Origin of the sequence: Halomonas sp. HMF6819, assembly GCF_044335525.1 — a bacterium.
GTDB lineage: Bacteria > Pseudomonadota > Gammaproteobacteria > Pseudomonadales > Halomonadaceae > Vreelandella.
The window spans coordinates 358,536-385,340 of record NZ_JBIQVY010000004.1; the positions used below are offsets into that span (position 1 = coordinate 358,536).

Consider the following 26,805-nt stretch of genomic DNA (forward strand, 5'->3'; position numbering starts at 1 on the left):
TGCGCCTCCTCTAGCCCATGATCAGATTGGGCAGCCACAGGGCGATACCGGGGAAGAGGCACAAAAGCAGGATGCCCAGCACCATGCACAGCGCGTAGGGCAGGCTTCCCAGCAAAATGTCGCGCAGCGAAATATCCGGCGCGATGCCCTTGATGATGAACAGGTTCAGACCCACCGGCGGGGTGATCAGGCCGATTTCCAGATTGATGGTCAGGATGACCGCGAACCAGTAGGGGTCGAAGTCGGCGGCCAGAATGATTGGCAGCAAAATCGGCGCGGTCATCACGATCACCGCCACCGGCGGCAAAAAGAAGCCGGCGACCAGCAAAAACAGGTTGATGACGCCCATCAGCACCCAGCGATTGACCTCCAGATTGGCGATCGCCTCGGCCACGGTCTGGGTGATGAACATCGACGAGAGCGCGTAGGCGAACACCTCGGCGGTGGCGATCACCAGCATGATCATCACGCTTTCACGCAGCGAGTCGCGCATGATCAGCTTGATCGGCCCCACCTGCCACATGCGGTAGATGATCACCGCCAGGGCCAGACAGAGAAACGCACCGACGCCAGCGGCCTCCGACGGCGTGGCCACACCGCCGTAAAGCGCGAATAGAATGCCCGCGACCACGGCCAGGAAGGGCAGCACCCGTACCAGTGCTTTCAGGTTGGCATCGACATTCTCTTTGACCGTTTGAGTGAGCTTTTCCGCCGACGCCGCCATGGGGTTGTTATACCCACCGGCCAGCTTGCAGGCGATCATCGTCCACACCATGAACAGCCCGGCCAGCATGAAGCCGGGTACGACGCCGGCAATGAAGAGCCGCCCGATCGAGGTCTCCGTCGAGATGCCGTAAATGATCATGGTGACCGAGGGCGGAATCAGAATTCCCAGCGTGCCGCCGGCGGCAATGCAGCCCGCCGCCACGCCGTCGGGGTAGCCGCGCACGCGCATTTCCGGAATGCCCATCTTGCCGATCGCCGCGCAGGTCGCCGGCGACGAGCCGGAAAGCGCAGCAAAGATCGAACACGCCCCGATGTTGGACACGGCAAGCCCACCGGGCAGCCGGCCCATCCACAGATCCAGCGAGCGATAAAGATCGCGCCCGGTCGGCGAGGAGGCCACCGCCGCGCCCATCAGAATGAACATCGGAATGGCGATGAAGCCGAACTCGGCGATACGATCGAAGAAGGTTTCACCGAAGTAGGTAAGCTCTGACGGCCCGCGATCGTAGAGCAGGGCGAGCAGCGACACGCCGCCGAGGGCAAACGCGATCGGCGTGCCGATCGCCATCAGCACAATCAAGCCCACCGCCACCACGATACCCAGCGTAATCGGATCCATGGCTAGCCCTCCCCGCGCAGAATTTCGGCGACGTACTGAAGCGACAGCAGCGTCGCGCCCAGCGCCATGGGTAGAAGTGCCGGCCAGAGCGTCGGGTTCCAGACCGAGCCGGTGGTCCAGCCGCCGTGAAACGCCTCCAGCACGTAGACCCAAGCGCCGTAGGCAAGTGCGGCACAAAAGCCCAGCCCGAAGAGCGCGGCGACCAGCTGCATCGCACGCTTGATCACGCCCCCGAGAGCGTCGGGCAAAATGGTGATGGCGACGTGGCCGCCGGTCATCAGCACGTAGGGGCTGCCCAGCAGCATGGCGCCGGTCACGGAGAAGATGGTGAACTCGGTTTGCCAACTGGTGCTCATGCCCAGCGCGTAGCGGATGAACACCATTTGGCAGATCGCCAGTACCCCGGCGATGAAAAGCGCGCAGGCGAGATAAGCAAAAAAGCGCGAGAGCATATCCATGGAGCGGATATACCCGCCGATGACCCCGGCGCGCGCGGCGGGGCGTTGCGTCGTTGTAGTCGTCATAAAGGCCTCATCGAGCTAAGCGGGCGATACCCCTGGTTGGCCACTTCCTGCGTACTGACGCGCGAAGTGGCCAAGGGGGAGCGTGAGTAAGGGCTTACTCGACCGCTAATGCCGCATCGATGATGGCTTGGCCGTTGGGAACGTTATCGGCGAAGTTTTTGTATGAGGTCTCGCGGGCAATATCCAGCCAGGCGTTGTAATCCTCTTCGCTCATGCTGACTACCTCGACCCCGTTCTCCTCATAGACATCGACCATCTGCTGATCGATCGCCGCGGCCTCTTCGGCGAAGAACGCCTCGGCGGCTTCGCCGGCCTCCATCAGCGCGTTCTGCTGGGCCTCATCGAGGCCCTGCCAGACCTGCTCGGAGATCAGAATGGGCTCGTACATGAACCACAGTGCAAAGTCGCCAGGCTGGGTCATGCAGTCGACCTGCTCAAAAAGCCGGTAGGAGATGAACGACATCGAGGAGGTGTTGGCAGCGTCGAGTACGCCGGTCTGCATGGCGGTATAGATCTCGGAGGAGGGCATCGAGGAGATCGAGGCGCCAGCGGCTTCTAGCATCTCTTCAAACGCCGGGCCCGCCGCGCGGATAATCTGGCCGTCGACCGTATCGGGAGACGTAATACACTGCTCGCTGGAGGCAAAGCCGCCGGAGAGCCAGGCGTCCGCCAGCACGCGGGCACCGCCATCGATGATCACGTCCTTGATCATCGTCATGTACTCGGAGTCGTTGAGACGTTGGGCGTGAGCCTGGTTGCGCACCAGCCCCGGCATCAGTGTCGCCGAAAACTCCGGGTGGCGGCCGCTGGCATAATCCAGCGGCAGCGACGTGATATCGAGGCGGCCGCGGGTAATGGCGCCCCACTGTTCGCGAGCCTTGAACAGCGACTGACCGGGGTAGACTTCGATGGTCAGGCCCACATCGGCGGCGGCCACGTCGCGGGCCATCATCTGGACCATTTCATCGCGAATGTCGCCCTGGCCACCGGGAAACTGGTGCGAGGCGCGTAGAACGGTATCGGCAGAGGCGGCGGATGCGCAGAGCGCAAGGGCGGTCGCCATCGGAAGTACGATGGGTTTCATGAGGCATCTCCAACGTTTGTTTTTGTGTGTTTGGAAGCGCTTTTTAATGTTCATCAGTGAGACTGATGTATATTTCAATAGCGTTTCAGTGTGCTAATGTCAAGAAGCATGCATAACAAAAATAAGTGATAAGCACGAGGAAAAGCCATGGTTTCCACCAAGCGCTCCAGCGCTCAGCGACTACGCGACAGTCTCGAAGACGACATCATCAACGGCCGACGAAAACCCGGCGAGCGGCTCGACCCGGAAGAGCTTGGCCGCGCGTTCAACGTATCGCGCACGCCGGTTCGCGAGGCCTTCCAGCACTTGGTGGCGAGCGGGCTGGTCACCGTGTCGCCCAAAAAGGGCACCTTCGTGGCAAGCGTGGGGCTTGACCGGCTCATCGAGATGTTCGAGGTCATGGCGGAGCTCGAAGGCATGTGCGCTCGGCTGGCGGCGCGGCGCATCACCGAGGCGGAGCTCGACGGCCTGCAGGCTGCCCATCGGCGCTGCGAGGCGGCGGCGCTGGCCGGCGATACCGACGAGTACTACTACGAAAACGAGCGCTTCCACGAGTGCATCTACGCCGCCAGCCACAACACCTTTTTGGCCCTCGAGGCGCGCCAGCTCAAGCAGCGGCTCAAGCCCTACCGACGCCTGCAGCTGCAGGTCCGCCAGCGCATGCGCGGCTCTTTGGCCGAGCATCAAACGATCGTCGATGCGATCACTCAGGGCGACGCCGCCCAGGCCGAGCAGGCGCTTTGCGAACACGTGTTGATCCAGGGTGAGCGATTCAGCGATTTCGCCGCCAGCGTTCATCGCCTTCAAGCCCAGGTAGGCTCGACTGGCTAAGGGGATGTCCGGATCGGTGGGGTGATGGTCCTTGCCGACATAACGCCGGCGGCGGACACTGGGCTGATCCTTTCGCTTCGGAGACGCCGCGTGACGCGCCCCATCGCTTTCATCGCCTACCCCGACTGCCAGATGCTCGATATCAGCGGGCCCTGGCAGGTCTTTGCCACCGCCAACAAGCTCAGCGGTGAAACGCGCTATCGCTTGAGCCTCGCGGCGAGCGCCCCGGGCTTGATCACCACCAACGGCGGCCTCGCGGTAAAGGCCGACTGCGCCGTGAGTGAGCTTTCGCATCAGCCGCTCGATACGCTGCTCGTCGTCGGCGGCAGCGGCGTGATGCAGGCGCGCTTTGATCCGGCCCTGACGGCGGCAATTTGCAAGCTGGCACCCCAGGTGCGCCGGCTGGGGTCGATCTGCAGCGGGGCGTTTCTGCTCGCCGAGGCGGGGCTTCTGGACGGCTGCCGCGTGACCACCCACTGGCGCCGGGCAGAGCAGCTGGCGCGCGAATATCCGCGCCTTGCCGTCGAGCCCGACGCGCTGTATCTCGAAAGCCGCGGGCGCTACACCAGCGCCGGGGTCACGGCGGGCATCGACCTGGCGCTTTCGCTGGTCGAGGCCGATCAGGGCGCCACGCTTGCCGGGCAGATCGCCCGGGAGCTGGTGATGTTCTTGCATCGGCCCGGCGGGCAGTCGCAGTTCAGCGAAATGCTGCGTGGCCAGAGCCGGGCCGGGCCGCTCAAGCGCCTGTTGGATGTGCTTCACGCCGACCCCGGCGGCGCGCATAGTCTGGAGAGTATGGCGGCGGTCATGGCGGTTTCGCCGCGCCACCTCACGCGACTGTTCAAGCGCCACTTGGCGGTCACTCCCGGCACCTACCTGACCCGGCTGCGCCTGGAGCAGACGCGCACGGCGCTGCTCGACGTCCCGAACGTCTCGCTCGAGCAGCTGGCGGGGCGCTGGGGGCTTGGCGGCGCGGAGCAGCTGCGCAGGCTCTTTCAGCGCCACTATGGCGTGTCGCCGTCCGTTTACCGTCAGCGCTTTCACCACGGGCGCAGCGAACCCCTTCAAGGAGATACCCCATGCCGCTAACGGTCATCCTGCTATCGCTTTGCCAGGCGCTGCTGGTCAGCGGCAACATTTTGTTGATCGCGGTTTCGCCGCTGGTCGGCGCCGCGCTCGCCCCCAGTGCCTCGCTTGCCACGATGCCGGTGGCGAGCCAGTGGCTGGGACTGATGTGCGCCACCGTGCCCGCCTCCTTGATCATGGGCAGGCTTGGGCGTAAGCGCGGCTTCGTGCTGGGTAATCTGATCGGGCTTCTGGGTACCGGTGTGGCCATGGCGGCGCTGACGCTGGGCCGCTTCCCGCTTTTTTTGCTCGCGACCTTTCTGATCGGCGTGGGCATCGGCTTTGGCCAGCTCTACCGCTTTGCCGCGCTGGAAGCCGCCGAGGCGCGCCACCGCGAGCGCGCCCTGGGGCTGGTCATGGGCGGCGGCTTGCTCGCCGCCTTCGCCGGCCCCTGGCTTGCCCGGTTCAGCCGCGAGCTCTTTGATATACCGTTTCTGGCAAGCTTTTCGGGGCTCGCCGCGCTCTACGTGCTCGCGCTTGGTCTGCTGCTCGTCACGCGGCTGCCGCCGGCATTCAGCGAGGCACCGACGGGCGGTCAGCGCCCGCTTGGCGTGATTTTGCGCCAGCCCGCCTTCGTTGTGGCGGTCGTCTCGGCGATGGTCGGCTACGCGGTGATGAACCTGGCAATGACGGCAACGCCCTTGGCCATGGCGCATGCGGGCCACGGCTTCGACCACGTGGCGATGACCATTCAGTGGCACGTGGTGGCGATGTTCGCGCCATCGTTTTTCACCGGCCCCTTGATCGCCCGGCTGGGCGCTCGCAGGGTGATCGTCACAGGCTGCCTGCTGTTGGCGGCGAGCACGCTGGCCGCCCAGTTCTCGCTGACCGTTGCCGGCTTTAACGTGGCGCTGGTGCTGCTCGGGCTTGGCTGGAACTTTACGTTTTTGCCGGCCACCGGGCTCGTCGGCCAGGCCTACCGCCCCGCGGAGAAAGCGCGGGTACAGGCGGCCAACGAGTTTCTGGTGTTCGGCACCGTGGCGCTGTCGGCGCTGTTAGCCGGGCCGTTGGTGAGCACACTTGGCTGGGCGGCGCTCAACGCGTGGCTGCTGCCGGTGTCGCTTTTGCCTATCGCCTTGCTGGTGTGGCAAAAATATCGGTAGGATCACGCTTTTGGACAAGGTGCGCGCCACTCATGGCTCAGACGATCGAAAGCCCCTGTATCGGGGTCTGCAAGCTCAAGAGCGGGCTCTGCACCGGCTGCGGGCGCAACATGGACGAGATCAGCCGCTGGTCCTCCATGAAGCGCCCGGAAAAGATGTCAACGCTCAAGCGCGCCGAGCAGCGGCGCAAAAAGCTCGCGCGCTAATATCTTTCCGGCGAGTCCCTTTCGCGACTAATCCCTCTCCAGACACCAGCCCTCGGTCAGCGTGAGCGCCACTGATTGGCCGGGCGTCAGCGCGCGCGGGTGGTAGGCCATGAGCGCGGTGCCGTCTTGTAGTCGCAGGTGCAGCTCGAAGCGCTCGCCGCGAAACGTCTGGTGCTCGACGCGGGCGCTCAGATCCCGGGCGGTCGGGGCATCGGCTTTGATGCGAACGTGCTCCGGGCGCACCAGCACCGGCTGAGTGCGTGATGCGAGCGAGGTGGTTAGGCCCTGCATCAATGTGGCCTCAGTCAGGCGCTGGCCCGGGGCGCCGTTGGCGATGTAAAGCTCGCTGCCCTGGCCGATGAAGCCCGCGACCCACTGGCTTTTGGGCTCGCGGTAGAGCGTTTCGGGCGTGGCCCACTGAACGAGGCGGCCCTCGCGCATTACTGCGATGCGATCCGCCAGCGCCATCGCCTCGCTCTGGTCGTGGGTCACGTAGACCATGGTGGCCTGGGTGCGGCGGTGGAACGCGTGAAAGCTCTGCTCCATGGCGGCGCGCAGGTGACGATCCAGGTTCGCCAGCGGCTCGTCGAGCAGCACCACCGCCGGCTCCACCACCAGGCAGCGCGCCAGCGCCACCCGCTGGCGCTGGCCGCCGGAAAGCGCCTGGGGCGTGCGGCTGGCATAGCCTTCGAGCTCTACCAGCGCCAGCGCCCGATGAACGCGTTCGCGGTAGGCCGCACCGCGCACCTTTTTGAGCTTCAAGGGGTAGCCGACGTTGTCCGCCACGCTCATGTGCGGCCACAGTGCGTAGGACTGAAACACCATCGCCATGTGGCGCTGCTCCGGCTCGACGTGGTGCGAGGCGCTTGCCAGCAGCGTGTCATTCAGGCGGATCTCGCCCCGGGAGACCGGCTCGAAGCCCGCCAGCATGCGCAGCATCGTGGTCTTGCCGCAGCCGCTAGGGCCTAACAGGGCGACGAACTCGCCAGGCTCGACGGTAAGCGACAGCTCATCGACGGCGGCGTGCTCGCCAAAGAACTTGCTGACGCCTTCGATACTCAGCGCTGCCATGGCACGACTCCCTTGGGCAAGCGAGGCGCCAGCAGACTCAGGGCCAGCATCAGCGCGGCGACCAGCATCACCACCAGTATTGATACCGCCGAGGCCAGCACGCTTTCGCCGCCTTCATCCAGATTGAAAATCAGCACGCCCAGGGTTTCGTTGCCGGCGCTCCACAAAAGCGCCGAGACCGTGAGCTCGTTCACCGCGAGCAAAAACACCAACAGCCCGCCGGCGAACAGCGCCGGCGCCACCAGTGGCAGCACGATCGTGGCCATGCGCCGCCAGGGCCCGGCGCCGGCGAGCTGGGCGGCCTCCTCCAGCGACGGATCGAGCTGAGCGAGACTGGCCGCCACCGGTTTCAAACACACCACCAGAAAGCGCGCCAGGTAGGCGATGAAGATCAGCGTCAGCGTGCCGTATAGCGCCATATCGATGATCGGCAGCGGGCGCACGAACAGCAGAATGCAGGCGATGGCAAGCACCACCCCGGGCAGCGCGTAGGGCAGCTCCACCGCGCCGAGCGCCAGGCCTTGAAGCCTGGGCGGCAGTCGGTAAAGGCGGTAGGCCAGCGGCAGGCTCGCGGCCATCAGCAAAAGCGCTGCGCCGCCGGCAAGCCACAGGCTGTTGCTCACCGCTCGCCAGGTCGCGCCCTGGCGGCTCAGTACCTCTTCATAGGCTGCGAGCGTGGCGGTGGCCGCGTTGAGCGGCACGCCCATGGCGGGCACCAGCGAGCTGATCATGAGGGCAGCGAGCGGGGCGACGAGAATCACCAGCAGCACGGCCACCATCAGTGCCGTGACGGGAAGCTTGAGGCGACCAAGTAAAAAGTCGTGTGCGCGGCCGCTGTGGCCGGTCAGCCCAAAGCGGCTGCGGCGCTGATAGCGCTGCTGAAGCGCCACCCCGAGCAGGGCGATAATGCCGATCAACAGCGACAGCGACGCCATTTCCGGCAGCACCCCGGTGCCGAAGCTCGCCATGCGCTGATAGATCAGCGTGGGCAGCACGTAAATCCCGGCGGGAATGCCAAGCATGGCCGGAATGCCGAAGTTACCAAGACTCGAGATGAACGCCATGGCCGCCCCCGCCACCAGAGCGCCGCGCGTGACCGGCAGCACGATATGACCCCATACCTGGGACTGGCGAGCGCCGCTGATACGCGCGGCCTCGATGAGCTCTCGCGGCAGCGCCAAGAGAGAGGTGCGCAGCGCCAGAAACACCAGTGGCGCCGCCTGAATGCCGAGCAGCAGCGCAATGCCCTCGGCGGAGTAGAGCGGCTGGGGGCTACCGAGCGCCGGCGCGATACCTAAGCTTTTGAGTAGCGGGCTCGCCGGGCCGAAGAGCTGCAGCCAGGCAAGGGCCGTCACCTGAGGCGGAATCATCATCGGCAGCATGAAGCAGAACACCAGCGCCGCCTTGGCGCGAATGTCGGTCAGCGTGATCACAAAGGCGAACAGGCTGCCGAGCACGAGCGCGATCAGCGTCCCCAGCCCCGAGGTGTAGACGCTGTACCCGAGCGCCCGCCAGGTGGCGCCACTTTGCAGCACGCGCACAAGCGGCGCGTCGCTGCCCAAGCTTAAATCCCCCAGCGCCTCGAATAGAAGCCGCGCGCTAGGGGCCAGGCTCAAGGTGACGATGACGAGCGTCAGGGCCGTCAAAAGCCGGCGCTGCTGGCCGCCGGCACCGATCTCGAAGATCGCCATCAGCCGCCGAACAACTCGCTAAAGCGCGCCTTCAGCGCCTCTTCCTGCTCGAGGGCCTGGGCGGTATCCACCGGCATCAGCTCGATGGTGTCCCGCGCGGGGAAGCCGTCTGGCGGTGCGACGCCGTCGCGGGCGGGCAGGTAGCCTTGATCGCTGACCAGCTGCTGGCCCTCTTGCGAGAGCACGAAATCGACGAACTGCTGGGCGGCGTCGACGTTGTCGGCATCCGCCATGATCGCCACCGGCTCGGTCACCGCACTTACGCCCTCGTCGGGAAATACGAACGCGACCGGCGGGCCCTTGGCCGCTTCGCGAATCGGTAGAAAATCCACCACGATGCCGTAGGCCTTGGTGCCCGCAGCGACGGCGTTGAACACGCCGCCGTTGCCGCTTTGCGCCTCGACGCGGTTATCGCGAAGCCCCTCGTAATACGCCTCACCCAGCGCGGGGTTGTCGGTGATCGCCGCCATATGGATCAGCGCCGCCCCGGAGTAGAGCGGGCTTGGCATGGCCACCAGGCCTTCGTAATCGGGGTCGAGCAGGTCCTGCCAGCTCGACGGCCGATGCTCGGCGCCGGTGTTGTAGACGATGCCGGTGGTGATCAGCTTGGTGCCGTAGTAGTAGCCGTCCGGATCGAAAATACTCGAATCGAACGCCTCGCGCTCCGGGCTCTGGTAGGGCTGCAGGTGGCCGTCGCGCTTGAGCGACTCCATGGTCATGCTGTCGGCGATCAGGAGCACGTCCGGATTGCTCACGCCGGCGGCAAGCTCCGAGCGCAGCCGCGTCATCAAGCGCGTGGTGCCGTCGCGCACCCACTCCACCTCGATGTCGGGATGGGCGGCCATGAACGCATCGACGGTCTGCTGAGCGTCGCTTTGGGGCTGGCTGGTGTAGAGCGTGAGCGTGTCAGCGGCGCTGGCGCCGGCAAGCGTAAGGGCCGAGAGCACAACGGCAAGGCAAAGCGGGCGTTTGAGCATGGGGACGTCTCCAGAAAGGTGAGCGTCCACTAGCCTACGAGCGTTGGCTTACACTTCCATGACAGCGCCGCTTGGGTGAACACCTTCACTTGCAAACGCGATACTTGTGCAGCAGATCGAGCGGTATGTGGCAGTAGTCGTTGGGGTTGAGGATCAAGCGATCCTGATGTTCCGGGTCGCTTTTGACATAGTTGGAAAGCGGCGCCACTTCTACCGCGATCCTGTCGCTATCGTCACGCGCGTGAATATAGGCCCTGGCCGCCTCAAGGTGCGCCGCTTGTCGGCTGTAGACGCCGGTGCGGTATTTTTCACCGACATCTTCCCCCTGGCGGTTAACGCTGTAGGGGTCGATGATTTCAAAGAAGTATCCCATCAGGGCCGCCACGCCCACCTCGCGCGTATCGAACTCGACGCGCACGCACTCGGCGTAGCCGTCGTAGTTCGAGGCGGTGGTCGAAGACGCGCCGTTGGCCCGCCCGGCCTCGGTGCTCACGACCCCGGGGAGGTGGCGCATGAACTCCTGCACGCCCCACAGGCAGCCGCCGGCAAAAAAGATCTCGTGTATGGCCATCCGTTTTACTCATCACCCAAATACCGCCCGCTTAAAAACGAGAGAAGAAGGGCGGCGTTGATTTAATCGAGCGCTTTTTATAGAGGCTTTTACAGGGTCTATCAAATATAGGCTGATCAAATACAGAGCCTATCAAACGCGTCAGCGCCCGGTGTCGCTCCTGCCACCGAAATCACGCTCTGAAGCCTGGCGCGTTGTGCGGACCCATTTTCGCACGCAAGATGCCCGTCGCCCGATGAGCGTCGACAATCCTCTGGCGGTAAAGGATGATGTTTTTAAGCACCTTTTAACTGCCAACGACCGCGATGCTGGTATGCTGTCACGAGGTTTGCTTCGGCGTGCTCGGCGCCGATTTCTTCATTCATGAAAGGACGATCTTATGTCTCGCCAACCGCTACTGGCCCGCGCGGCCGTTCTGTTTGCGCTGGTGTCGCCGCTTGCCGCCGCCGATACGCTGGTGTTTACCGCCATTCCCGACGAGGATGAAACGCGTCTGCAGGAGCGTTTTCAGTCCGTGGCGGACTACCTGGCCGAGGAACTCGACGTCGATGTACGTTTTATCCCTGTGACCTCCTACGCCGCCTCGGTCACCGCGTTTCGCAACAACCAGGTGCAGCTGGCCTGGTTCGGCGGCTTTACCGGCGTACAGGCGCGCGAGCTGGTGCCGGGCTCTCAGGCCATCGCCCAGGGCGTCGAGGATCAGGCCTACAAGAGCTACTTTATCGCCAACGCGTCCACCGGCATCGAGCCGGTCGAGTCCGATACCGCCCCGGAGGCGCTCGAAGGGCTTACCTTTACCTTCGGTTCGCAAAGCTCGACCTCCGGGCGGCTGATGCCGGAGTACTTTTTGACCCGCGACCTCGGCGCCTCGCCGGACGAGCTTTTTTCGCGCGTGGGCTACAGCGGCAACCACAGCCGCACGGTGTCGCTGGTGCAGTCCGGCGCTTATCAAGCGGGCGTGTTGAGCTATACCGCTTGGGAGAACGAGGTCGAACAGGGCAACGTCGACCCGGAGCAGGTGCAGATCGTTTGGGAGTCGCCGACTTACCCGGACTACCACTGGACCGTGCGCGGCGACGTCGACGAGCGCTTCGGCGAAGGGTTCACCGAGCGGTTGCAGCAGGCACTTTTGGACATGGACGACCCGGATCTTCTGGCGAGCTTCCCGCGCTCGGGCTTCATCCCCGCCTCGAACGAGGATTTCCAGCCGATTCATGACGTCGCCGTGTCGCTGGATCTGCTGTAAGGGTGAGCGACTTCGTTTTACAAGACGCCGAGGCGCACTACGGCGCCACGCGGGTGCTCGGGCCGCTTTCGCTTTCGATCGACAAGGGCGAGCACGTGGCGCTGGTCGGCAAAAGCGGAGCGGGCAAGTCCACGCTGCTCTCGTTGATGTATGACCGCTGGCAGACACAGCCGGTGGCGCTGATGCCCCAGGCGTTGGGGCTAGTGGATACGCTGTCGGTGTTTCACAACGTCTATATGGGAAGGCTCGACCGCCACGCCTGGTGGCGTAACCTGGCAACGCTTGCCAAACCCTGGAAGCGCGACATCGATGAGATCGTCGCGCTGCTCGATGAGGTGGGTATTGGCGAGAAACGCTGGACCCCCTGCGGCGAGCTCTCCGGTGGCCAGCGCCAGCGGGTGGCGGCGGCCAGGGTGCTCTATCAGCAAGGGGCGCTCTTACTGGCCGACGAGCCGGTCTCAGCGCTCGATGGCCCCCAGGCAAGCGTGATCATGGGCAAGCTGACCCAAGGCTACCCGCGCACGGTGCTGGCGATGCACGATCTGGAGCTGGCGCTTGCGTTTTGCACCCGCATCGTCGGGCTCAAGGATGGCGCCATCGCGCTGGATGCGCCGAGCGAGACGCTCACGGCGGCCTCTCTTCAGGATCTCTACTGATGCCGCTCTCCGCCACGACCCGCGTCACACTCGGGCTCGTTGTGCTGGCGCTGGTGTGCCTGGCGCTTGGCGATTTCGAGATCAGCGCCCATGACCCCTGGCACTCGCTTGGCCAGCTCTTTTTAGGCGTGATCCAGCCGGATTTCACCGCCGTCGATTCGCTTGGCGAGGCGCTTTTGCGCACCGTGGCGTTTGCCTTCGTGGGCGTCGGGGTTGGGGCGCTGGCCGGGATGCTGCTGGCGCTGGTTTTTCACCGTTGGTGGGTGCGCACCTTCAGCGCCTTCATCCGCGCCATCCACGAACTCTTCTGGGCACTGATCTTTCTGCAAAGCTTCGGCCTGCACCCGATTACCGGGGTGCTGGCCATTGCCATTCCCTACGCGGGGATCTTTGCCAAGGTCTACGCGGAAATCCTCGATGAAACCGATCCGCTGCCCGATGAGGTGCTGCCGCGCGGGGCCGATCGGGTCTCCAAACTCGTTTACGCGCGCATCAGCCAGGCCTGGCCTCATTTGGTGAGCTACACGGCCTACCGGCTGGAGTGCGGGCTGCGCTCCAGCGCGGTGCTCGGTTTCGTCGGCATGCCGACCATCGGCTATCACCTGATGGCAGCGTTCGCCCAGGGCCACTACTCGACGGTCGGGGCGCTGCTGCTGATGTTCTACGCGCTGATCGGCACGCTGCGCTGGTGGGTGCGCCCGAAAATCCTGCCGCTGTATTTGCTCGTCGCACCTTTCCTGCTGGGCACCGGGCTTCCCATCATGTGGGCGAACGTGACGCGGTTTTTTACCGAGGACATCGTGCCCGCGCCGCTCAGACGAGGAGAGGGGCTTCCCGCACTATGGGAGTGGTTTACCCGGCTGTTCGTCGACCAAGCGCTGCCGGGCATCTGGAATACGCTGCTGCTCACCCAAATCGCGCTAGTGGCCACCGGAGCGCTGGCGCTGCTGCTTTTCCCGCTGATTTCGCGCCACTTCACGGGCCGCTTCGGCGGCGTGGCAGGCCACGTAGTGCTGGTGGTGATGCGCTCGACGCCGGAGTACATGCTCGCGTTCATCCTGCTGCAGCTCTGGGGGCCGTCGATGCTGCCGGCGGTGGTGGCGCTGGCGCTGCACAACGGCGGCATCATCGCGCACTTGGTAGGCCGGCGCAGCAACGAGGTGACACTTAGGCAGGATGCCCCGACGGGCGTCGACCGCTACGCCTATGAGATGGTGCCCCGACTTTACGGCCCCTTTCTGGCGCTTTTGTTCTACCGCTGGGAGATCATCATGCGCGAGACGGCGATTCTGGGCATCCTCGGCATCGCCACCCTCGGTTTCTACGTGGACAGCGCGATCCAGGAGATTCGTTTTGACCGCGCGATGGTGCTGATATTGATCACCGCGCTGCTCAACATTGGCGTCGACGTGCTGGCCAGGCGCCTACGCGGGCATTTGCGCCTGCGCCACGGGGTCAACCGCCAGCAGTGCTAGGCGCTCTCTGGCAACGTCGAGTCGCCCGAGCCTTGATCAGGCGTCCTGGTCGGTGTCCGGCAGCCGCCTGAAGTAGATGAAGCGGTGAAGTCGAATGAGCGGGCGGATCAAAAGCTGCACGCTGCCAATCAGAAAAAGCCATACGCCGATGGTCTGTACGCTGCCCTCGAAAAAGAAGCAGACGCTGCCAATCACGAACCAGATACCGATCAGAATATCGTTAACGATGCTGAGTGCTTCGTAACGCTGATGAACGACGAGTTCGCGCTGACCGATGGTAAAAAGCCAGTCGCCACTTTGGGGATGTTGTTGGCGCTGCATGGAAATCTCCTTCATTTAAAAACGAACGTTAATGATAGAACGTGTGTCACATGATGCTATTACCTAGGCTACGCGGCGTGTCATTGTCCAAAACGTGCCGTAAAATGTAATAAAAGGTAAAGCGTTGCGGGCATGGGAGAGCGTATGGAAGACAGGACGTTAGCGAAAGCCGTGGACACGGAACTTTCGCGAACCGAGTTTCGTCTGAGCTTTCCTTCCCCGCTTGAGGCGCAGTTCGAAGCCGATACCCAGAGCCGGCGGCGTCGCAGCCTGCTGGTTTCGACGCTGATCGCTACCCCCATTTATTTTCTGTTTCTGGCCAACGACTACACGTTTCGCTCCGGCATTTTTGATTTCGTCCTGATGGTGCGGCTGGGCGCCGTACTGCTGATCGGGGTTCCTGCCTTTTGGATGCTGTATCGGGGGGTAACGCCGTTTTGGCGTGAAACGCTCGTCGCAAATATCGTCGTGGGCGCCATGGTCGCCTCCTGTATCGTGCTACGTGCCTCACAGGCTCCCTTTTCGTACTACGACGTGTACTGTTTCGGTTTGATTTTGGTGGCCGGCAACACGTTTTTCCCGCTGCGATTCACGTTTGCCTGCGTGACCACGGCGGTATGTATCGCGTTCATGCTGGCGACCCTCGTCGGGTATGAGCCCATGCCGGCAGAGGCCAAGTGGTTAGCGTGCCTGGGAATCTTTTCCACGGCGCTTTTCACGCTGGTCACCTGCTATCGGCTGGAGCGCAACGAACGGCGCGCCTATTTGCTGCTGCTGCGAGAAAGAATGCGCTCCGGCCACTACCGGCAGGATAACGAAAAACTCTCGAAACTTTCGCTGACCGACCCCCTGACCAATATCGGCAATCGACGTCAGTTCGAAGCCGCGCTGGACGCCGGGTGGCAAGAGGCGCTCATCTCTCAGGCGCCGCTGAGTCTCTTGATCATCGACGTGGATCACTTCAAAGCCTACAACGACCATTATGGCCACCCCGAAGGCGATGAGTGCCTGCGACGGATCGCCGCCGCCTTGCAGGCCGAAAGCCGCGAGATCGACCAGGTCGCGCGTATCGGCGGCGAGGAGTTTGCGCTGCTGCTGGCGAACATCTCTTCATACCAGGCGTACCAAACCGCCGAGCGCGTGCGCCGGCGTATCGAAGCGCTACATATTCCCAATCCCGGCGTCGCTGAGTCAGCGATCGTGACGGTCAGCATCGGCGTTGCGGTATCGAGCCAAAGTGAGGTGACGGCGCCAAGCGATCTGCTGACCCTGGCCGACGCCGCGCTCTACCAGGCAAAGCTTGCCGGGCGCAACCGCACCTTCCTGGCCGAAGCGAGTTCCAAACATAGAGTGAATGAGGCGAGCGGGCTTTTGGACACACCATGAACGCCACGCTGTCGATTTGACTTTGCTTTCGCGCCAGGCACAAATAGGCCGACTATTTTCGAAGGAGACGGCTGTGCAGGGCGATCAAAGCGGTAAATCCGACGGTTACGAAGCGCTCGACGTGGCGACGCTGGGCGCACGGTTAGGGGGCGTCGGCGACGTTGCGCGACGCGTGGGCGGCGACCCCGCTCAGTGGGACGTGCGTGAGGTGGGCGACGGCAACTTGAACCTGGTGTTCATCGTCACCGGCGAGACGGGCAGCGTGGTGGTCAAGCAGGCGCTGCCCTACGTGCGCATGGTCGGCGAGAGCTGGCCGCTGCCGCTTTACCGGGCGCACTTCGAGTACTACGCGCTGGTGCGTCAGGCCAAGCGCGCCCCTGGCGTCGCCCCCGAGGTGTACTACTTCGACAAGGCCCAGGCGCTGATCGTGATGGAGTATCTGCACCCGCACGTCATTCTGCGCCGCAAGCTGATCAAGGGCCAGCGGGTCGAGGGGCTTGGTAAGGTCGTGGGCGAGTTCTGCGCGCGCACCGCCTTTCGCGGCTCGGAGCTTTCGCTCTCGAGCCCGGAAAAGAAAGCCGACGTCGGGCTTTTCTCCGGCAACGTAGCGATTCCCGCCATTACCGAGTCACTGGTGTTCACCGACCCCTATTATGGTGCCGAGATGAATCACCACACGCCCGAGCTTGCCGAGACCGTGGCGGCGCTTCGCGGTAACGCCCTGCTCAAGGCGAAGGCCCAGCGGATGCTTTTGAAGTTCACCGCTAACACCGAAACCATGATTCACGGCGACCTGCACTCCGGCTCGATCATGGCGACCGATGACAGCGTGCGCGTGATCGACCCGGAGTTCTCCCAGTACGGGCCGATGGCCTTCGATCTCGGCATGGCGGTGGCGAACTTTCTGATGGCCTACTTCAGCCAGCCCGCCCACCGGGCGCCGGAAGCACTCGAGGCGTATCAGGCGTGGATTCTCGAGGTGATCGGCGAGTGTTTGAACCGTTTCGATGACGAGTTTCGCCGCCTCTGGCACACCGAGCGTAGCGGCATTCTCTACCCCCGCGCGCTGTTCGAGGACCAGAATCAGGAGAGCGACACCGCCTGCGAAACGCTGCTGTTGGAGCTTCGCGACGACGCGCTGGCCTATTGTGGCATCGAGATGCACCGCCGAGTGCTCTCGCTTGCCCACAACGCGGATTTCGAAGAAATCGAGGACACGGTGCTTCGCGCCAGGCTGGAAACGCGTAATCTCAAGATGGGCGAGGAATTGGTGGTCAACCCCAGCGCGTACCGCAAGGCCCACGCGCTGCTGGCGCTGGCGCGTGCCTACCATCGGTGAGAGGAGAAGACACTAACGATAACGCGGGCCTCGGCCCGCGTTATCGTTTTTGGTCGTTACTGCGCGCCGGTGCCCGGTAGTGGCAGCCAGTCGGCCAGCGCGACATCGGCATGGGCGAACTGCGGCATCTTCTCGGCCAGCGTTTCCATATTAGTGATCGCGTTGTCGTTCAAAAATTCGCGGGTGATCAGCGTGGGCGGCACGACCACCTGTTGGCCCGGGTCTTCGCCGGCCATCAAAAGCGCCAGGGTTCGCAGCGACACTTCGCCGACCACCGTTGGATTGGTGGCGACCGTTGCCGCCCAGGGCGAGCCCGGCTCACGCATGGCGGCGATGTCCGAAGTGGAGATATCCGCCGAGTAGATCGAGATATCATCGCCCAGGCCCATTTCGTCCACAGCGATTTTCACCCCCGCCGCGAACTCGTTGTAAGGCGCGAAGAACACGTCGATCATCGGGTTGGCCTGAATCACCGCGCGGGCCTGGTTGGCGACCGAGTTGGCGATAGGGTTGTCCAGCGTGCCGAAAACGGCGGCCTCGGTGACGCTCGGGTGTTCGGCCTTGAACGCTTCCCAGGCCGCGTTGCGCCGGTCCAGCGGAGCGATGCCCGGCACGTAGACGTAACCCGCTGTGAAGGCGTCGCCGTTGTCCTCGAGGGCCTGGTCGAGTGCGAGTTCGCCGAGCAGGTAATCGGATTGCTCGATCTGTGGGATGGCCGGGTTGTCGACCTCTACGTCAAAGGCGACCACGTCGATGCCCGCCTCGACGGCGCGCGCGGCGGCGGCCTGCATGGATTCCGGCAGGCCGTGCTGAATGATGATCCCGTCCACGCCGAGTGCGATCGCCTGGTCGACCATGTCCGCTTGCAGGGCGGCGTCCTGGCGGCTATCCAGCACGCGCAGGTTCACCCCGAGCGCCTCGGCCTGGGCTTCGACGCCGGACAGATAGGCCTGGAAAAAGTCGCCGGTGGAGATATAGCGAATCAGTGCGATATCGATGTCTTCCGGGGCGTCGAAGGGCGCCGGACGCGGCTCGGCCGAGGCGGTGCCGATACCGGCGGCGAGGGTGGCAGCAGCGGTGAGGTGAAGCGCAAAACGTTTGAGCATGGCGTGTTCCCGTTAGTGTTGTGAGTGGTCTTGATGTTGTGAATGGCCTTGGTGCTGTGAGTAGCCTTAGCGCTGTGAGTAACCTTAGTGGCGTGAAACGGCCCCGCGCCGCGAGGCGAGGTAAAAGGTGAACATCAGCGCGAGCACCAGCACGGCGCCCTTGACGAAATCCTGGGTGTAGTAGGGCGCGTTCATCATCGTCATGCCCTGTAAAAGGATGCCCACGAAGAGGGCGCCCATGGCCGTGCCAAAGGCGTTGGGCCGCGCCGCGCCCAGCACCGCGAAACCGATCAGCGCCGCGGCGACGCTATCGAGCAGCAGGTTGTTGCCGCTGGCGATGTCGCCTCGGCCCAGGCGCGCGGCGAGCAGTACGCCGCCGATGGCCGCGGTGACGCCGGAGATCATGTAAGCCGCGATCTTGTAGCGCTCGACCGGCGCCCCCACCAGCGCGGTGGCGCGCTCATTGGAGCCGATGGCGTACATCAGCCGCCCGTGGCGGGTGAAGCCTAGAAAGAGCCACACCGCCAGCGCGATCAGCAGAAAAACGACCACCGGTACGGGGATCAGCCGCTCGATCACCAGATCGAAGCGGTGGCGGCCCAGCCACAAAAACGCTTCTGAGAAGATGCCCTGCGCCGTTGAGCCGTCGGTGAGCGTCATGCCGGTAGCGATCGAATTCCCTTGGGTGGGAATACGCTGGAGGCCGATCAAAAGAAACATCATGCCGAGCGTGGCGAGCAGGTCGGGAATGCGGCACTTCACGATCAAAAGCCCGTTGATCAGCCCGACCAGCGCGCCCATCAATAGACACAGCGCCACCGCCACCACGGCGGACTGTTCGAGCACCACCATGACGTAGGCGGCGAGCATCAGCGAGGTGGTGGCCACCGCGCCGATGGAAAGATCGAACCCGCCGACCACGAGCGTAGTGGTCACGCCCAGGGCCAAAATACCGGTGATGGCCACGGACTGCAGCACGAACACCGCCGAGCGCGGGTTGGCGAAGCCGGGCGCGGCCAAGCTGAAGTAGATCACCAGCCCCGCCAGCAGCAGCAAAAAGCCGTAACGAATGGCGAACTCGAGGGTCTGAGCCTTGGCGCTGGCCGTGCTAGCCGTTGCCGGCGGCCTGGGCGACGAGGGTGTCGAGGTCGAGGTTCTGGTTGAGTTGCTCACCGGCAATGGCTCCTTCGTGTAAAACAATGATGCGATCGGCGATTTCGATCGCCTCGTCGATATCGGAAACGAACACTAATGTGGCACGCCCGGGGGCGCTTTCGCGGATATGGCGGCCGATATCCCGACGCGCGCCGATGTCCACGCCCTGAAACGGCTCGTCGAGCAGCAGCACCCGGCAGCGCGTCTGCAGCCAGCGCCCGATCATCACCTTCTGCTGATTGCCACCGGAGAGCGTGGTGATGGGCTCATCCAGCGACTGGCACTTGATACCGAGCGTGTCGACCATCCGTGCGGTGGCGCGCGTTTGGCGGGCGGCGCTCAAAAACGGCCCGTGGGAAAACGCTTTCAGAAAGGGCAGGGTCAGGTTGTCGGTGATGCTGAAATCCTTCACCACGGCGTTGCTGGCCCGGTCCTTGACCGACATGAACACCCCCGCCGCCAGCGCCTCGCGCACGCTGGCGGGGCGGTAAGCGCGGCCATCCAGGCGCATCTGCCCGCTGTGTAGCGGGCGCTGGCCAAACAGGGTCTCGGCCAGTGCTTCCATACCGCTGCCCAGTAGCCCGGTAAAGGCCACCACTTCGCCGTCGCAGGCTTCGACATCGACCGGTGCGGCCTCCGGGGCCAGGCGCACGCCGTTTAGCGACAGCACCGGTGCGCCGGCGGTGACCGGGGTGACGGCGGCGGCGGCCATCGTCTGGCCCAGCATCGCGTGAACCGCGCCGCTGACGTCCAGCGGCGCCTGCTCGAACACGCCAGATACTTGGCCGTCGCGCAGGCAGATGATGCGGTCGGCCAGGCGCTTGATGTCGGACATGCGGTGCGAGATATAGAGAATCGCCACGCCCTGGTCGCGCAGGCGCTCGAGTACCTGGAACAGCCGCTCGGCTTCCCCGGCGGAGAGCGACGAGGTCGGCTCGTCGAGAATCAGCACTTTCGGCGTATGGGCCATCGCCCGGGCAATACCGATCATCTGCCGGTCCGCCACGGTGAGGTCCGCCACCCGGGCGTTGAGATCAAAAGTGAGTCCCATGGTGCGGGCGATCTCTTCGGCTTGCGCATTGAGCGTCCGGCGGCTCACCCACAGGCCGTACTCGCGGGCGGCGAGCCGGTCGAGCATCAGGTTGTCGGCCACGGACAAATCCGGAATGACGCCGTCGTCGATCGACTGATGAACGGTCACCACGCCCCGGTGGATCGCCGCGCGGGCACTCAAGGGGCGGTAGTCGTCGCCGGCCAGAGTCATCTGGCCGGTGTCCGCCGCGTGGTAGCCGCTGATCACTTTCACAAGCGTCGACTTGCCTGCGCCGTTGGCGCCCATCAGCACGGTGACCTCTCCGGCCTCCAGGCAAAGGTCCACGCCGCGCAGCACCTCGTTGCTACCGAAGGATTTATGAATCCCCTCGAGATCCAGTACGGTGGGCAAAGGGCGTCTCCTTGTGGTTGGGGAACGAGTCGTTGGGCGCGGGCGCGAGCCAATCTCAAGGCGCGAACGTGGGATCGCGCCCGAGTCGAGGGCGAAAAATCATCGTGAAAGGGGCGGGCAAAGTCAACCGCGCGGCGCAGGCCGCGCGGTGAACGGGAGGTTCGCTTTAAAGCTGGTCGAGACGATCGAAACGTCCGGCGATATCGCTCTCGGTCCAGTGCGGCACCCAGCCTTCGACGTTGTCGAAGAAACGCAGCGCGGTGAATTCCGGCGCGGGGCCCATGTCGAACCAGTGCGGGGTGTTGGCCGGCACGCTGATCAGATCCCCCTGGGTACAGAGCACTTGGTATACCTTGTCGTCGAGGTGCAGGCAGAAAAGCCCCTGACCCTTGACGAAAAAGCGCACTTCGTCCTCGTGATGACGATGCTCGTTGAGAAACTTCTGGCGCATCGCGTCCTTCTCCGGATGCGTGGCCACCATGTGCAGCACGTCCACCGTCTGGTAGCCGCCTTCGGCCTTGAGGCGTTCGATGTCCGCTTCATACAGCGCCAGAATCTCCTCCTGGGTGGCGTCATCGGCAATCTCGCCGGGCGTTTCCCAGCGTTCGAACCGCACGCCGACGCGGTCGAGTTCGGCCTTGATCTGCGCGCCGTCCTGGATATCCATCAGCGCGGCCTGCGGGTTCTGATCGGCAAACACCTTGAGTTGTGACATGGGGCGCTCCTTTGAAATTGGCGTTATCGGTTAAAGGGTAATGTCGTCGAAGCTTGCCACGACGCCGTGCTCGGTGCCCGCCTGCGTGCCTTCGCGTACCAGCTGCAGCGTCTTAAAGCCTGCCAGCGCGGCGGCGTCGAGCTCTTCGACCACGTCCGATAGAAACAGGATCGACGCCGGGGCGATGGCGAGTTCATCACTGATGCGCCGGTAGGCATCCGCCTCACGCTTGTGGCCGATGTGGGTGTCGAAATGGCCGTCGAACAGCGCCGTAAGATCACCGGCCTCGCTGTGGCCAAACAGCAGCGTCTGCGCCTGCACCGAGCCGGAGGAGTAGACGTAGAGCGCAAGGCCCTGGTCTTTCCACTGACGAAGGCGCGGGGCCACATCGTCATAGAGATGGCCCTTGAAGGCGCCCCGCTGGTAGCCGTCCGCCCAGATCATGCCCTGCAGCGCCTTGAGCGCGGTGACCTTCTGGTCGGTCTCGATCCAGTAGAGCAGCGCCTCGATGACCTCGTCGAGGCTCGCCTCGGGTTTTGCAAGCTCGCGGCGCACGGCGTCGATCTGCTCGGCGACCTCGGGCTGGGCGCTGTGGGTGTGCACGAACTCGGGCAACTGGTCGTGGGCGTAGGGGAACAGCACGTCGTGCACGAAACGGATGTCGGTGGTGGTGCCTTCGACATCCATGACCACGGCGCGGATAGTGGAATTACTCATGAGTAGCGACTCTCTTCCAGGACACAGGCAAGCAGAAATTCGATCGCTTCCAGATGGCGTCGGCACTCGGCGATGGACGCCCCCACAGCGTAGATGCCGTGGCCCTCGACCAGAAAGCCCCAGGGCATCGGCCAACCGGCTTCTACATGACGCGAAAGCTCGGCCATATCCTGAGAATTGGGAACGACCGGCAGCGTGATCGCTGCGTCATGGGTCGTGTTGCCCGACAGCGCTTTCTGCATCTCGAAGCCTTCGAGCGCAATGCCTTGGGGGAAGCGGCGCGAGAGCACGGTGCTCGCCACGGTGTGAACGTGCAGCACGCAACCGATCGTCGAGTCGAGCCGGTAGAGTGCGGCGTGCAAGTCGCTTTCGGCGCTCGGTTTACCCGTGCCTTCGAGCACGCGGCCGTGCGCGTCGCACAAGAGCAGGTCATCTTCGCGCACGCGGGTCTTGTCGACGCCGGAGGCGGTGACGAGATAACCATTATCCGTGCGTACGGAGAAGTTGCCGCCGGTGGCCGGGGTCCAGCCGTTGCTGGCGGCCCAGCCGATGGCCGCCAGCAGGTCGTCTTTTGAGGTCATGCGCGGTACCGGTCGTTATCCAAAGCGGTTCATTCTATATGATATGCTCCGCGCGTGATAAGCCGCCCTTTAGGAGTTGCCCATGTCCCTCGCCCAATCCCGTAGCCTGCGCGTCAGCGTCGACTCCCTCGAGTATCTGGACCAGACGCGTCTGCCCCAGGCCGAGCAGTGGGAGCCCTGCAATACGCCTGAGCAGTGGCAAGCGGCGGTCAAGCGTCTCGCGATTCGCGGCGCGCCCCTGATCGGGCTGAGCGCAGCCTTCGTGCTGGCGCAGTACGCCGCCCGCCACCCGGAAGGCAACTGGCAGGGCGTGAGCGACAATCTTCGTGCCACGCGCCCCACGGCGGTGAATCTGATGTACTGCCTGGACGCGATGGAGGCGTGCTTCGATGACGGCACCGAGGCGCTTTGGGCGCGCGCCACGGCGCTGTTCGAGGAGGATCGGGCGCTTTGCCAGGCGATGGCCGAGCGCGGCGCGGACCTGTTGAGCGATGGCGACCGGGTGCTCACTCACTGCAATACGGGGGCACTCGCCACCGCCGGCGTGGGCACGGCGATTGGCGCGTTGTCCGTGGCCAACCGCCGGGGGCTTGGGCTTCACGTCTACGTCAATGAGACCCGACCGCTTTTGCAGGGCGGGCGGCTCACCGCTTGGGAAATGGAAGATCTCGGCATCGACTACCAGCTCATTTGCGACAGCATGGCGGCGAGCCTGATGGCGGCGGGCAAGGTCGACAAGATCATGGTCGGCGCCGACCGGATCTGCGCCAATGGCGACTTCGCCAACAAGGTGGGCACCTACATGCTCGCCGTACTGGCGCACTACCACCAGGTGCCGTTCTACGTCGTCGCTCCCTACACCACGGTGGATGCGGCCTGCGCCACCGGCGCCGAGATTCCCATCGAGCAGCGCGACGGTGCAGAGGTGCGCGGCGTGACCGGTGCCTTCGGCGAGGCGAGCTGGGCACCCAAGGATGCCCCGGTGTGGAACCCGGCGTTCGACGTCACTCCGGCAAAGCTTGTGACCGGTTGGGTGCTGGATACTGGCGTGTTCGACCAAAGCGCCATTGCCCGCGGCGAGCACTGCCGCAAGCGCTAATGGCGCCTCAGCCAGGAGCGTTCATCGCGGCGCGCACGCAGGCCAGTACGTTGTAGTCGACCTGGCCGTCGAGGGCGTCGAACACCGCCCGCATGCCGCCCCCCGCGTGCTCACGGATCGCGCTCTGAATGCGCTCTAGCGCGCCGGGTTCCAGGGTGATTACCTCATCGAGGGGGAGTGCGCCGCCTTCGATCGCCTCCGCCAAGTGGCGGTAGATGGTATTGACGGTAAAACCGCGCCGGTTCGCGACGTCCTCGACGGTCAGACCCTCCCTTAACATCTCGGCGGACTGCCGAGCGCTGTCACCGACGCTGGCGGGTTGGGCGCTGCCCTTGTGCGCCGCGATCACGGCCAGAATCCCCTCGCCGTAATCCTCGAGCTTGCGCGCGCCGATGCCGGTGACGCCACCCAAGGCGTCCAGGCTTTCCGGGCGGCGCTCGACGAGCTCGTTGAGCGTGGCGTCGTTGAAGATCACGTAAGCCGGCACGCCCTGCTCGTCGGCAAGCGCCTTGCGATGGCCGCGAAGCGCCTCCCATAGCGGGCCGTGGCCCTGGGCGGCAGGTGCGCCTCGGCCGCGGCGCCGGGCAGCGGGCTTGACCGGCTTGCGCAGGGTCAGCGGCTCTTCACCGCGCAGCACGGGCTTGGCCTGGGCGGTCAGATGAATGCCGCCGTGGCCCTCCATGTCCACGCTCAGGTAGCCGCTCGCGATCAGCTGGCGGTAGAGCGCTTTCCACTCGTTGGCAGAGAGCTCGGCGCCGATACCGAAGGTGCTCACCCGGTCGTGGCCAAAGCGCGCGATTCGCTCGTTCGATTTGCCCAGCAGCACGTCGACCAGATAGGTCACGCCGAAGCGCTGCTCGGTGCGAAAGACACACGACAGCGCCTTTTGCGCGGCCACGGTGGCGTCCCAAGTGTCCGGCGGGGTCAGGCAGTTGTCGCAGTTGCCGCAGGGCTTCTCCAGATGGTCGCCGAAGTAGTGCAGAAGCGCCTGGCGGCGGCAGCTGATGATCTCACAAAGCCCCAGCATGGCGTCGAGTTTCTGCTGCTCGATGCGCTTTTGTTGGTCCCCGGCGCTCGAGTCCTGCTGCATCTGGCGCAGGGTGATCACGTCCTGCAGCCCGTAGGCCATCCAGGCGTCGGCGGCCAGGCCGTCGCGCCCGGCACGGCCGGTCTCCTGGTAGTAGGCCTCGATGCTCTTGGGCAGGTTCAAATGCGCCACGAAGCGCACGTCGGGCTTGTCGATGCCCATGCCAAAGGCGATGGTCGCCACTACGATCACGCCGTCCTCGCGCAGAAAGCGGCTCTGGTTCTCCTGGCGCTGCTCCGGGGGCAGCCCGGCGTGGTAGGGCAGCGCCGTAAGCCCTTGGCGTTCGAGCCAGGCCGCGGTCTCCTCCACCTTCTTGCGCGACAGGCAGTAGACGATGCCCGCCTCGCCGTCGTGGTTCTCGCGAATGAAGCGCAGCAGCGCCTCCCGCGTGTTGCCCTGATTTTCGGCGATGTGGTAGCGGATATTGGGTCGGTCGAAACCATTGTTGTAGAGCGCGGCGTTTTGAAGCTGCAGGTGCTCGATGATGTCGCCGCGGGTCGGCACGTCGGCGGTGGCGGTGAGCGCAATGCGCGGCACGTTGGGAAAACGCTCGTGGAGCTGGGAGAGCTGGCGGTACTCCGGGCGAAAGTCGTGCCCCCACTGGGAGACGCAGTGGGCTTCATCAATAGCAAAGAGCGCAATCGGCGCCTGATCCAGCAGCGCCTGCATGCGCGGGGTGGCCAGGCGCTCCGGGGCTACATAGAGAAGATCCAAGTCGCCTGCCCGAAGCTGGTTTTCCACCGCCATCGCGTCCTGAAAGTCGAGGCTCGAGTTCAGGTAGGCGGCGCGCACGCCGTTTTGCACCAGTGCCGCCACCTGATCCTGCATCAGCGCGATCAAGGGTGACACCACGATCGCCGTGCCCTGGCGCAAAAGCGCCGGAATCTGGTAGCAAAGCGACTTGCCGCCGCCGGTGGGCATCAGGACCAGCGCGTCGCCGCCTTGAGTCACGTGCTCGATGATCGCCTGCTGCGGGCCGCGAAACTGATCGAAGCCGAAGACTTCCTGCAACACCGACAGCGCCGGGTGGGGTTCGCCGTGCATCCTCGCTCTCTCCTCGCTCGTTTGCGTTGCGGGGATTGTCGCACGAAAGCGAGCGCTACCGGATGCCCGCGCGCAGAAACGACTGCACGAACTGGCGCTGAAACAGCAGAAAGGCCACTAAAAGCGGCGCGATGCTCAAAAGCGTCGCCGCGCTGACCGTGGCCCAGTTGACCCCGGTTTCCGGCGCGGAAAAAACGCCCAGGCCCACGGTGAGGGGACGGCTCTCGACCGAGTTGGTCACCACCAGCGGCCACAGGAAGTTGTTCCAGTGGTGGCTGACCGAGACCAGCGCGTAGGCCAGGTACGTCGGCTTGGCCAGCGGCACGTAGACCTTCCACAGCACCCCGAGCCAGCTACAGCCTTCGATGCGCGCGGCGTCCTCGAGCTCGCGGGGGATGGTCTTGAAGGTCTGGCGCAGCAGAAAGATGCCAAAGGCGCTGGCCACGTAAGGCAGCCCCATACCGGCGATGGTGTCGATCAAGCCAAGGCCGCTGGCGATACGGTAGTTCTCGACGATCAGCACCTCGGGAAATACGAACAGCTGGATCAGCACCAGCAGAAACAGCGCGTTCTTGCCGGGCACGGGGAAACGTGCAAACGCAAAGGCCGCCAGCGTGCACACCACAAACTGCGCCGCCACCACGCCGGTGACCAGCAAAAAGGTGTTGAGGTAGTAGCGCGCGAACGGCGCCTGGGCCGAGGCGGTTTTGAAGTTCTCAAGGCTCAATGGCGCGAAGAGCTCGAAGCGCACCATGAACGCCGGCGGATGAAACGCCGCCCATACCGCGTAGAGCAGCGGAAAGATCCAGACGATGGCCAGAAGCCAGGCGGCCAGAGTTTCCAGCGAAAGCGCCGGGACCAGGCGGCGGGGAAGGGCGGCGGCGAGCGTGCTCATGGGCATGAAGT

The 26,805-nt window shown here is 64.2% G+C and carries 26 protein-coding genes; 10 read left to right on the forward strand and 16 right to left on the reverse strand.

All coding sequences use genetic code 11. The annotated features are described in order from the left end of the window. Nucleotides 1-10: 10 nt before the first annotated feature. From ACGLWX_RS13980 to dctP, 3 genes are all read right to left on the reverse strand, one after another. The gene (locus tag ACGLWX_RS13980; RefSeq protein ID WP_396240545.1) at nucleotides 11-1,345 is read right to left on the reverse strand and encodes a TRAP transporter large permease; all 1,335 of its coding nucleotides are present in this window, start codon (nucleotides 1,343-1,345) and stop codon (nucleotides 11-13) included. 2 nt (nucleotides 1,346-1,347) lie between these two features. Further along, complete coding sequence (locus tag ACGLWX_RS13985) at nucleotides 1,348-1,869, reverse strand: TRAP transporter small permease subunit (protein WP_252106115.1); 522 nt, start codon at nucleotides 1,867-1,869, stop codon at nucleotides 1,348-1,350. Nucleotides 1,870-1,963: 94 nt separating this feature from the next. Beyond that, nucleotides 1,964-2,953: a TRAP transporter substrate-binding protein DctP gene (gene dctP, locus ACGLWX_RS13990; protein ID WP_252106116.1), complete on the reverse strand. Its 990-nt coding sequence runs from the start codon at nucleotides 2,951-2,953 to the stop codon at nucleotides 1,964-1,966. Nucleotides 2,954-3,100: 147 nt separating this feature from the next. Between dctP and ACGLWX_RS13995 the strand changes: the two genes are divergently transcribed. From ACGLWX_RS13995 to ACGLWX_RS14010, 4 genes are all read left to right on the forward strand, one after another. Continuing rightward, nucleotides 3,101-3,784: a GntR family transcriptional regulator gene (locus tag ACGLWX_RS13995; RefSeq protein WP_396240547.1), complete on the forward strand. Its 684-nt coding sequence runs from the start codon at nucleotides 3,101-3,103 to the stop codon at nucleotides 3,782-3,784. 90 nt (nucleotides 3,785-3,874) lie between these two features. Beyond that, nucleotides 3,875-4,873: a GlxA family transcriptional regulator gene (locus ACGLWX_RS14000; RefSeq protein WP_396240549.1), complete on the forward strand. Its 999-nt coding sequence runs from the start codon at nucleotides 3,875-3,877 to the stop codon at nucleotides 4,871-4,873. Then, nucleotides 4,864-6,012, forward strand: a complete 1,149-nt coding sequence (locus ACGLWX_RS14005; protein WP_396240551.1) for an MFS transporter — start codon at nucleotides 4,864-4,866, stop codon at nucleotides 6,010-6,012. Before ACGLWX_RS14000 ends, ACGLWX_RS14005 begins: the two co-directional genes overlap by 10 nt. A gap of 32 nt (nucleotides 6,013-6,044) precedes the next feature. Next, a complete protein-coding gene (locus ACGLWX_RS14010; RefSeq protein ID WP_396240553.1) occupies nucleotides 6,045-6,218 on the forward strand; it encodes a DUF1289 domain-containing protein in 174 nt (57 codons plus the stop codon). Between the two features lie 27 nt (nucleotides 6,219-6,245). On the opposite strand, the gene ACGLWX_RS14015 is transcribed toward ACGLWX_RS14010, so the two are convergent. The 4 genes from ACGLWX_RS14015 to ACGLWX_RS14030 all read right to left on the reverse strand — a co-directional run bounded on the left by ACGLWX_RS14015 (nucleotide 6,246) and on the right by ACGLWX_RS14030 (nucleotide 10,528). Further along, complete coding sequence (locus tag ACGLWX_RS14015) at nucleotides 6,246-7,289, reverse strand: ABC transporter ATP-binding protein (protein WP_396240555.1); 1,044 nt, start codon at nucleotides 7,287-7,289, stop codon at nucleotides 6,246-6,248. Continuing rightward, the gene (locus ACGLWX_RS14020; protein ID WP_396240557.1) at nucleotides 7,277-8,980 is read right to left on the reverse strand and encodes an ABC transporter permease; all 1,704 of its coding nucleotides are present in this window, start codon (nucleotides 8,978-8,980) and stop codon (nucleotides 7,277-7,279) included. The genes ACGLWX_RS14015 and ACGLWX_RS14020 overlap by 13 nt, the downstream gene beginning before the upstream one ends. Then, nucleotides 8,980-9,957 (reverse strand): ABC transporter substrate-binding protein, encoded by a 978-nt coding sequence (locus ACGLWX_RS14025; RefSeq protein ID WP_396240559.1) that lies wholly within the window; start codon nucleotides 9,955-9,957, stop codon nucleotides 8,980-8,982. Before ACGLWX_RS14025 ends, ACGLWX_RS14020 begins: the two co-directional genes overlap by 1 nt. 85 nt (nucleotides 9,958-10,042) lie before the next feature. Continuing rightward, on the reverse strand, nucleotides 10,043-10,528 hold the full coding sequence (locus ACGLWX_RS14030; RefSeq protein ID WP_396240561.1) for a peptide-methionine (S)-S-oxide reductase: 486 nt from the start codon (nucleotides 10,526-10,528) through the stop codon (nucleotides 10,043-10,045). Between the two features lie 379 nt (nucleotides 10,529-10,907). Between ACGLWX_RS14030 and ACGLWX_RS14035 the strand changes: the two genes are divergently transcribed. The 3 genes from ACGLWX_RS14035 to ACGLWX_RS14045 are packed head-to-tail and all read left to right on the forward strand — an operon-like array spanning nucleotide 10,908 to nucleotide 13,905. Further along, nucleotides 10,908-11,774 (forward strand): putative selenate ABC transporter substrate-binding protein, encoded by an 867-nt coding sequence (locus tag ACGLWX_RS14035; protein WP_396240563.1) that lies wholly within the window; start codon nucleotides 10,908-10,910, stop codon nucleotides 11,772-11,774. 2 nt (nucleotides 11,775-11,776) lie between these two features. Beyond that, on the forward strand, nucleotides 11,777-12,430 hold the full coding sequence (locus tag ACGLWX_RS14040; protein WP_396240565.1) for a phosphonate ABC transporter ATP-binding protein: 654 nt from the start codon (nucleotides 11,777-11,779) through the stop codon (nucleotides 12,428-12,430). After that, nucleotides 12,430-13,905 carry a PhnE/PtxC family ABC transporter permease gene (locus tag ACGLWX_RS14045; RefSeq protein ID WP_396240567.1) on the forward strand — a complete coding sequence of 492 codons (1,476 nt, stop codon included), beginning with the start codon at nucleotides 12,430-12,432 and terminating at the stop codon, nucleotides 13,903-13,905. Before ACGLWX_RS14040 ends, ACGLWX_RS14045 begins: the two co-directional genes overlap by 1 nt. A 36-nt stretch (nucleotides 13,906-13,941) precedes the next feature. Here ACGLWX_RS14045 and ACGLWX_RS14050 read toward each other — a convergent pair whose 3' ends face one another. Next, nucleotides 13,942-14,226, reverse strand: a complete 285-nt coding sequence (locus tag ACGLWX_RS14050; protein WP_396240569.1) for a YrhK family protein — start codon at nucleotides 14,224-14,226, stop codon at nucleotides 13,942-13,944. A 144-nt stretch (nucleotides 14,227-14,370) separates the two neighbouring features. Between ACGLWX_RS14050 and ACGLWX_RS14055 the strand changes: the two genes are divergently transcribed. Beyond that, complete coding sequence (locus ACGLWX_RS14055) at nucleotides 14,371-15,612, forward strand: diguanylate cyclase domain-containing protein (RefSeq protein WP_396240571.1); 1,242 nt, start codon at nucleotides 14,371-14,373, stop codon at nucleotides 15,610-15,612. Nucleotides 15,613-15,685: 73 nt separating this feature from the next. Beyond that, entirely contained in the window at nucleotides 15,686-16,951 is a 1,266-nt protein-coding gene (gene mtnK / locus ACGLWX_RS14060; protein ID WP_396240573.1) for an S-methyl-5-thioribose kinase, read from the forward strand. 56 nt (nucleotides 16,952-17,007) lie between these two features. Here the strand turns inward: mtnK and ACGLWX_RS14065 are convergent, their stop codons facing one another. From ACGLWX_RS14065 to mtnB, 6 genes are all read right to left on the reverse strand, one after another. Then, nucleotides 17,008-18,057: a substrate-binding domain-containing protein gene (locus ACGLWX_RS14065; protein WP_252106131.1), complete on the reverse strand. Its 1,050-nt coding sequence runs from the start codon at nucleotides 18,055-18,057 to the stop codon at nucleotides 17,008-17,010. 84 nt (nucleotides 18,058-18,141) lie between these two features. Next, the gene (locus tag ACGLWX_RS14070; RefSeq protein ID WP_396240575.1) at nucleotides 18,142-19,230 is read right to left on the reverse strand and encodes an ABC transporter permease; all 1,089 of its coding nucleotides are present in this window, start codon (nucleotides 19,228-19,230) and stop codon (nucleotides 18,142-18,144) included. Continuing rightward, nucleotides 19,166-20,656 (reverse strand): sugar ABC transporter ATP-binding protein, encoded by a 1,491-nt coding sequence (locus tag ACGLWX_RS14075; protein WP_396240577.1) that lies wholly within the window; start codon nucleotides 20,654-20,656, stop codon nucleotides 19,166-19,168. The genes ACGLWX_RS14070 and ACGLWX_RS14075 overlap by 65 nt, the downstream gene beginning before the upstream one ends. A gap of 166 nt (nucleotides 20,657-20,822) precedes the next feature. Further along, entirely contained in the window at nucleotides 20,823-21,371 is a 549-nt protein-coding gene (locus ACGLWX_RS14080; RefSeq protein ID WP_252106134.1) for an acireductone dioxygenase, read from the reverse strand. 30 nt (nucleotides 21,372-21,401) lie between these two features. After that, a complete protein-coding gene (gene mtnC, locus ACGLWX_RS14085) occupies nucleotides 21,402-22,088 on the reverse strand; it encodes an acireductone synthase (protein WP_396240579.1) in 687 nt (228 codons plus the stop codon). Continuing rightward, nucleotides 22,085-22,669, reverse strand: a complete 585-nt coding sequence (gene mtnB, locus ACGLWX_RS14090) for a methylthioribulose 1-phosphate dehydratase (protein ID WP_396240581.1) — start codon at nucleotides 22,667-22,669, stop codon at nucleotides 22,085-22,087. Before mtnB ends, mtnC begins: the two co-directional genes overlap by 4 nt. 82 nt (nucleotides 22,670-22,751) lie before the next feature. Here mtnB and mtnA point away from each other — a divergent pair, with 82 nt between their 5' ends. Next, nucleotides 22,752-23,768: an S-methyl-5-thioribose-1-phosphate isomerase gene (gene mtnA, locus ACGLWX_RS14095; RefSeq protein ID WP_396240583.1), complete on the forward strand. Its 1,017-nt coding sequence runs from the start codon at nucleotides 22,752-22,754 to the stop codon at nucleotides 23,766-23,768. A 7-nt stretch (nucleotides 23,769-23,775) separates the two neighbouring features. Here mtnA and recQ read toward each other — a convergent pair whose 3' ends face one another. Then, on the reverse strand, nucleotides 23,776-25,899 hold the full coding sequence (recQ, locus tag ACGLWX_RS14100) for a DNA helicase RecQ (protein ID WP_396240585.1): 2,124 nt from the start codon (nucleotides 25,897-25,899) through the stop codon (nucleotides 23,776-23,778). A 55-nt stretch (nucleotides 25,900-25,954) separates the two neighbouring features. Next, nucleotides 25,955-26,794 (reverse strand): carbohydrate ABC transporter permease, encoded by an 840-nt coding sequence (locus ACGLWX_RS14105; RefSeq protein WP_396240645.1) that lies wholly within the window; start codon nucleotides 26,792-26,794, stop codon nucleotides 25,955-25,957. Between the last annotated feature and the right edge of the window lie 11 nt (nucleotides 26,795-26,805).

Coding starts and splice junctions, on each gene's coding strand:
- ACGLWX_RS14080 (WP_252106134.1), bottom strand. CDS start 21,371: ATGTCACAACTCAAGGTGTTTGCCGATCAGAACCCGCAGGCCGCGCTG.
- dctP (WP_252106116.1), bottom strand. CDS start 2,953: ATGAAACCCATCGTACTTCCGATGGCGACCGCCCTTGCGCTCTGCGCA.
- ACGLWX_RS13980 (WP_396240545.1), bottom strand. CDS start 1,345: ATGGATCCGATTACGCTGGGTATCGTGGTGGCGGTGGGCTTGATTGTG.
- ACGLWX_RS14005 (WP_396240551.1), top strand. CDS start 4,864: ATGCCGCTAACGGTCATCCTGCTATCGCTTTGCCAGGCGCTGCTGGTC.
- ACGLWX_RS14020 (WP_396240557.1), bottom strand. CDS start 8,980: ATGGCGATCTTCGAGATCGGTGCCGGCGGCCAGCAGCGCCGGCTTTTG.
- ACGLWX_RS14065 (WP_252106131.1), bottom strand. CDS start 18,057: ATGCTCAAACGTTTTGCGCTTCACCTCACCGCTGCTGCCACCCTCGCC.
- ACGLWX_RS14010 (WP_396240553.1), top strand. CDS start 6,045: ATGGCTCAGACGATCGAAAGCCCCTGTATCGGGGTCTGCAAGCTCAAG.
- mtnA (WP_396240583.1), top strand. CDS start 22,752: ATGTCCCTCGCCCAATCCCGTAGCCTGCGCGTCAGCGTCGACTCCCTC.
- ACGLWX_RS14015 (WP_396240555.1), bottom strand. CDS start 7,289: ATGGCAGCGCTGAGTATCGAAGGCGTCAGCAAGTTCTTTGGCGAGCAC.
- mtnC (WP_396240579.1), bottom strand. CDS start 22,088: ATGAGTAATTCCACTATCCGCGCCGTGGTCATGGATGTCGAAGGCACC.
- mtnB (WP_396240581.1), bottom strand. CDS start 22,669: ATGACCTCAAAAGACGACCTGCTGGCGGCCATCGGCTGGGCCGCCAGC.
- ACGLWX_RS14105 (WP_396240645.1), bottom strand. CDS start 26,794: ATGAGCACGCTCGCCGCCGCCCTTCCCCGCCGCCTGGTCCCGGCGCTT.
- recQ (WP_396240585.1), bottom strand. CDS start 25,899: ATGCACGGCGAACCCCACCCGGCGCTGTCGGTGTTGCAGGAAGTCTTC.
- ACGLWX_RS14050 (WP_396240569.1), bottom strand. CDS start 14,226: ATGCAGCGCCAACAACATCCCCAAAGTGGCGACTGGCTTTTTACCATC.
- ACGLWX_RS14035 (WP_396240563.1), top strand. CDS start 10,908: ATGTCTCGCCAACCGCTACTGGCCCGCGCGGCCGTTCTGTTTGCGCTG.
- ACGLWX_RS14030 (WP_396240561.1), bottom strand. CDS start 10,528: ATGGCCATACACGAGATCTTTTTTGCCGGCGGCTGCCTGTGGGGCGTG.
- ACGLWX_RS13985 (WP_252106115.1), bottom strand. CDS start 1,869: ATGACGACTACAACGACGCAACGCCCCGCCGCGCGCGCCGGGGTCATC.
- ACGLWX_RS14025 (WP_396240559.1), bottom strand. CDS start 9,957: ATGCTCAAACGCCCGCTTTGCCTTGCCGTTGTGCTCTCGGCCCTTACG.
- ACGLWX_RS14045 (WP_396240567.1), top strand. CDS start 12,430: ATGCCGCTCTCCGCCACGACCCGCGTCACACTCGGGCTCGTTGTGCTG.
- ACGLWX_RS13995 (WP_396240547.1), top strand. CDS start 3,101: ATGGTTTCCACCAAGCGCTCCAGCGCTCAGCGACTACGCGACAGTCTC.
- ACGLWX_RS14055 (WP_396240571.1), top strand. CDS start 14,371: ATGGAAGACAGGACGTTAGCGAAAGCCGTGGACACGGAACTTTCGCGA.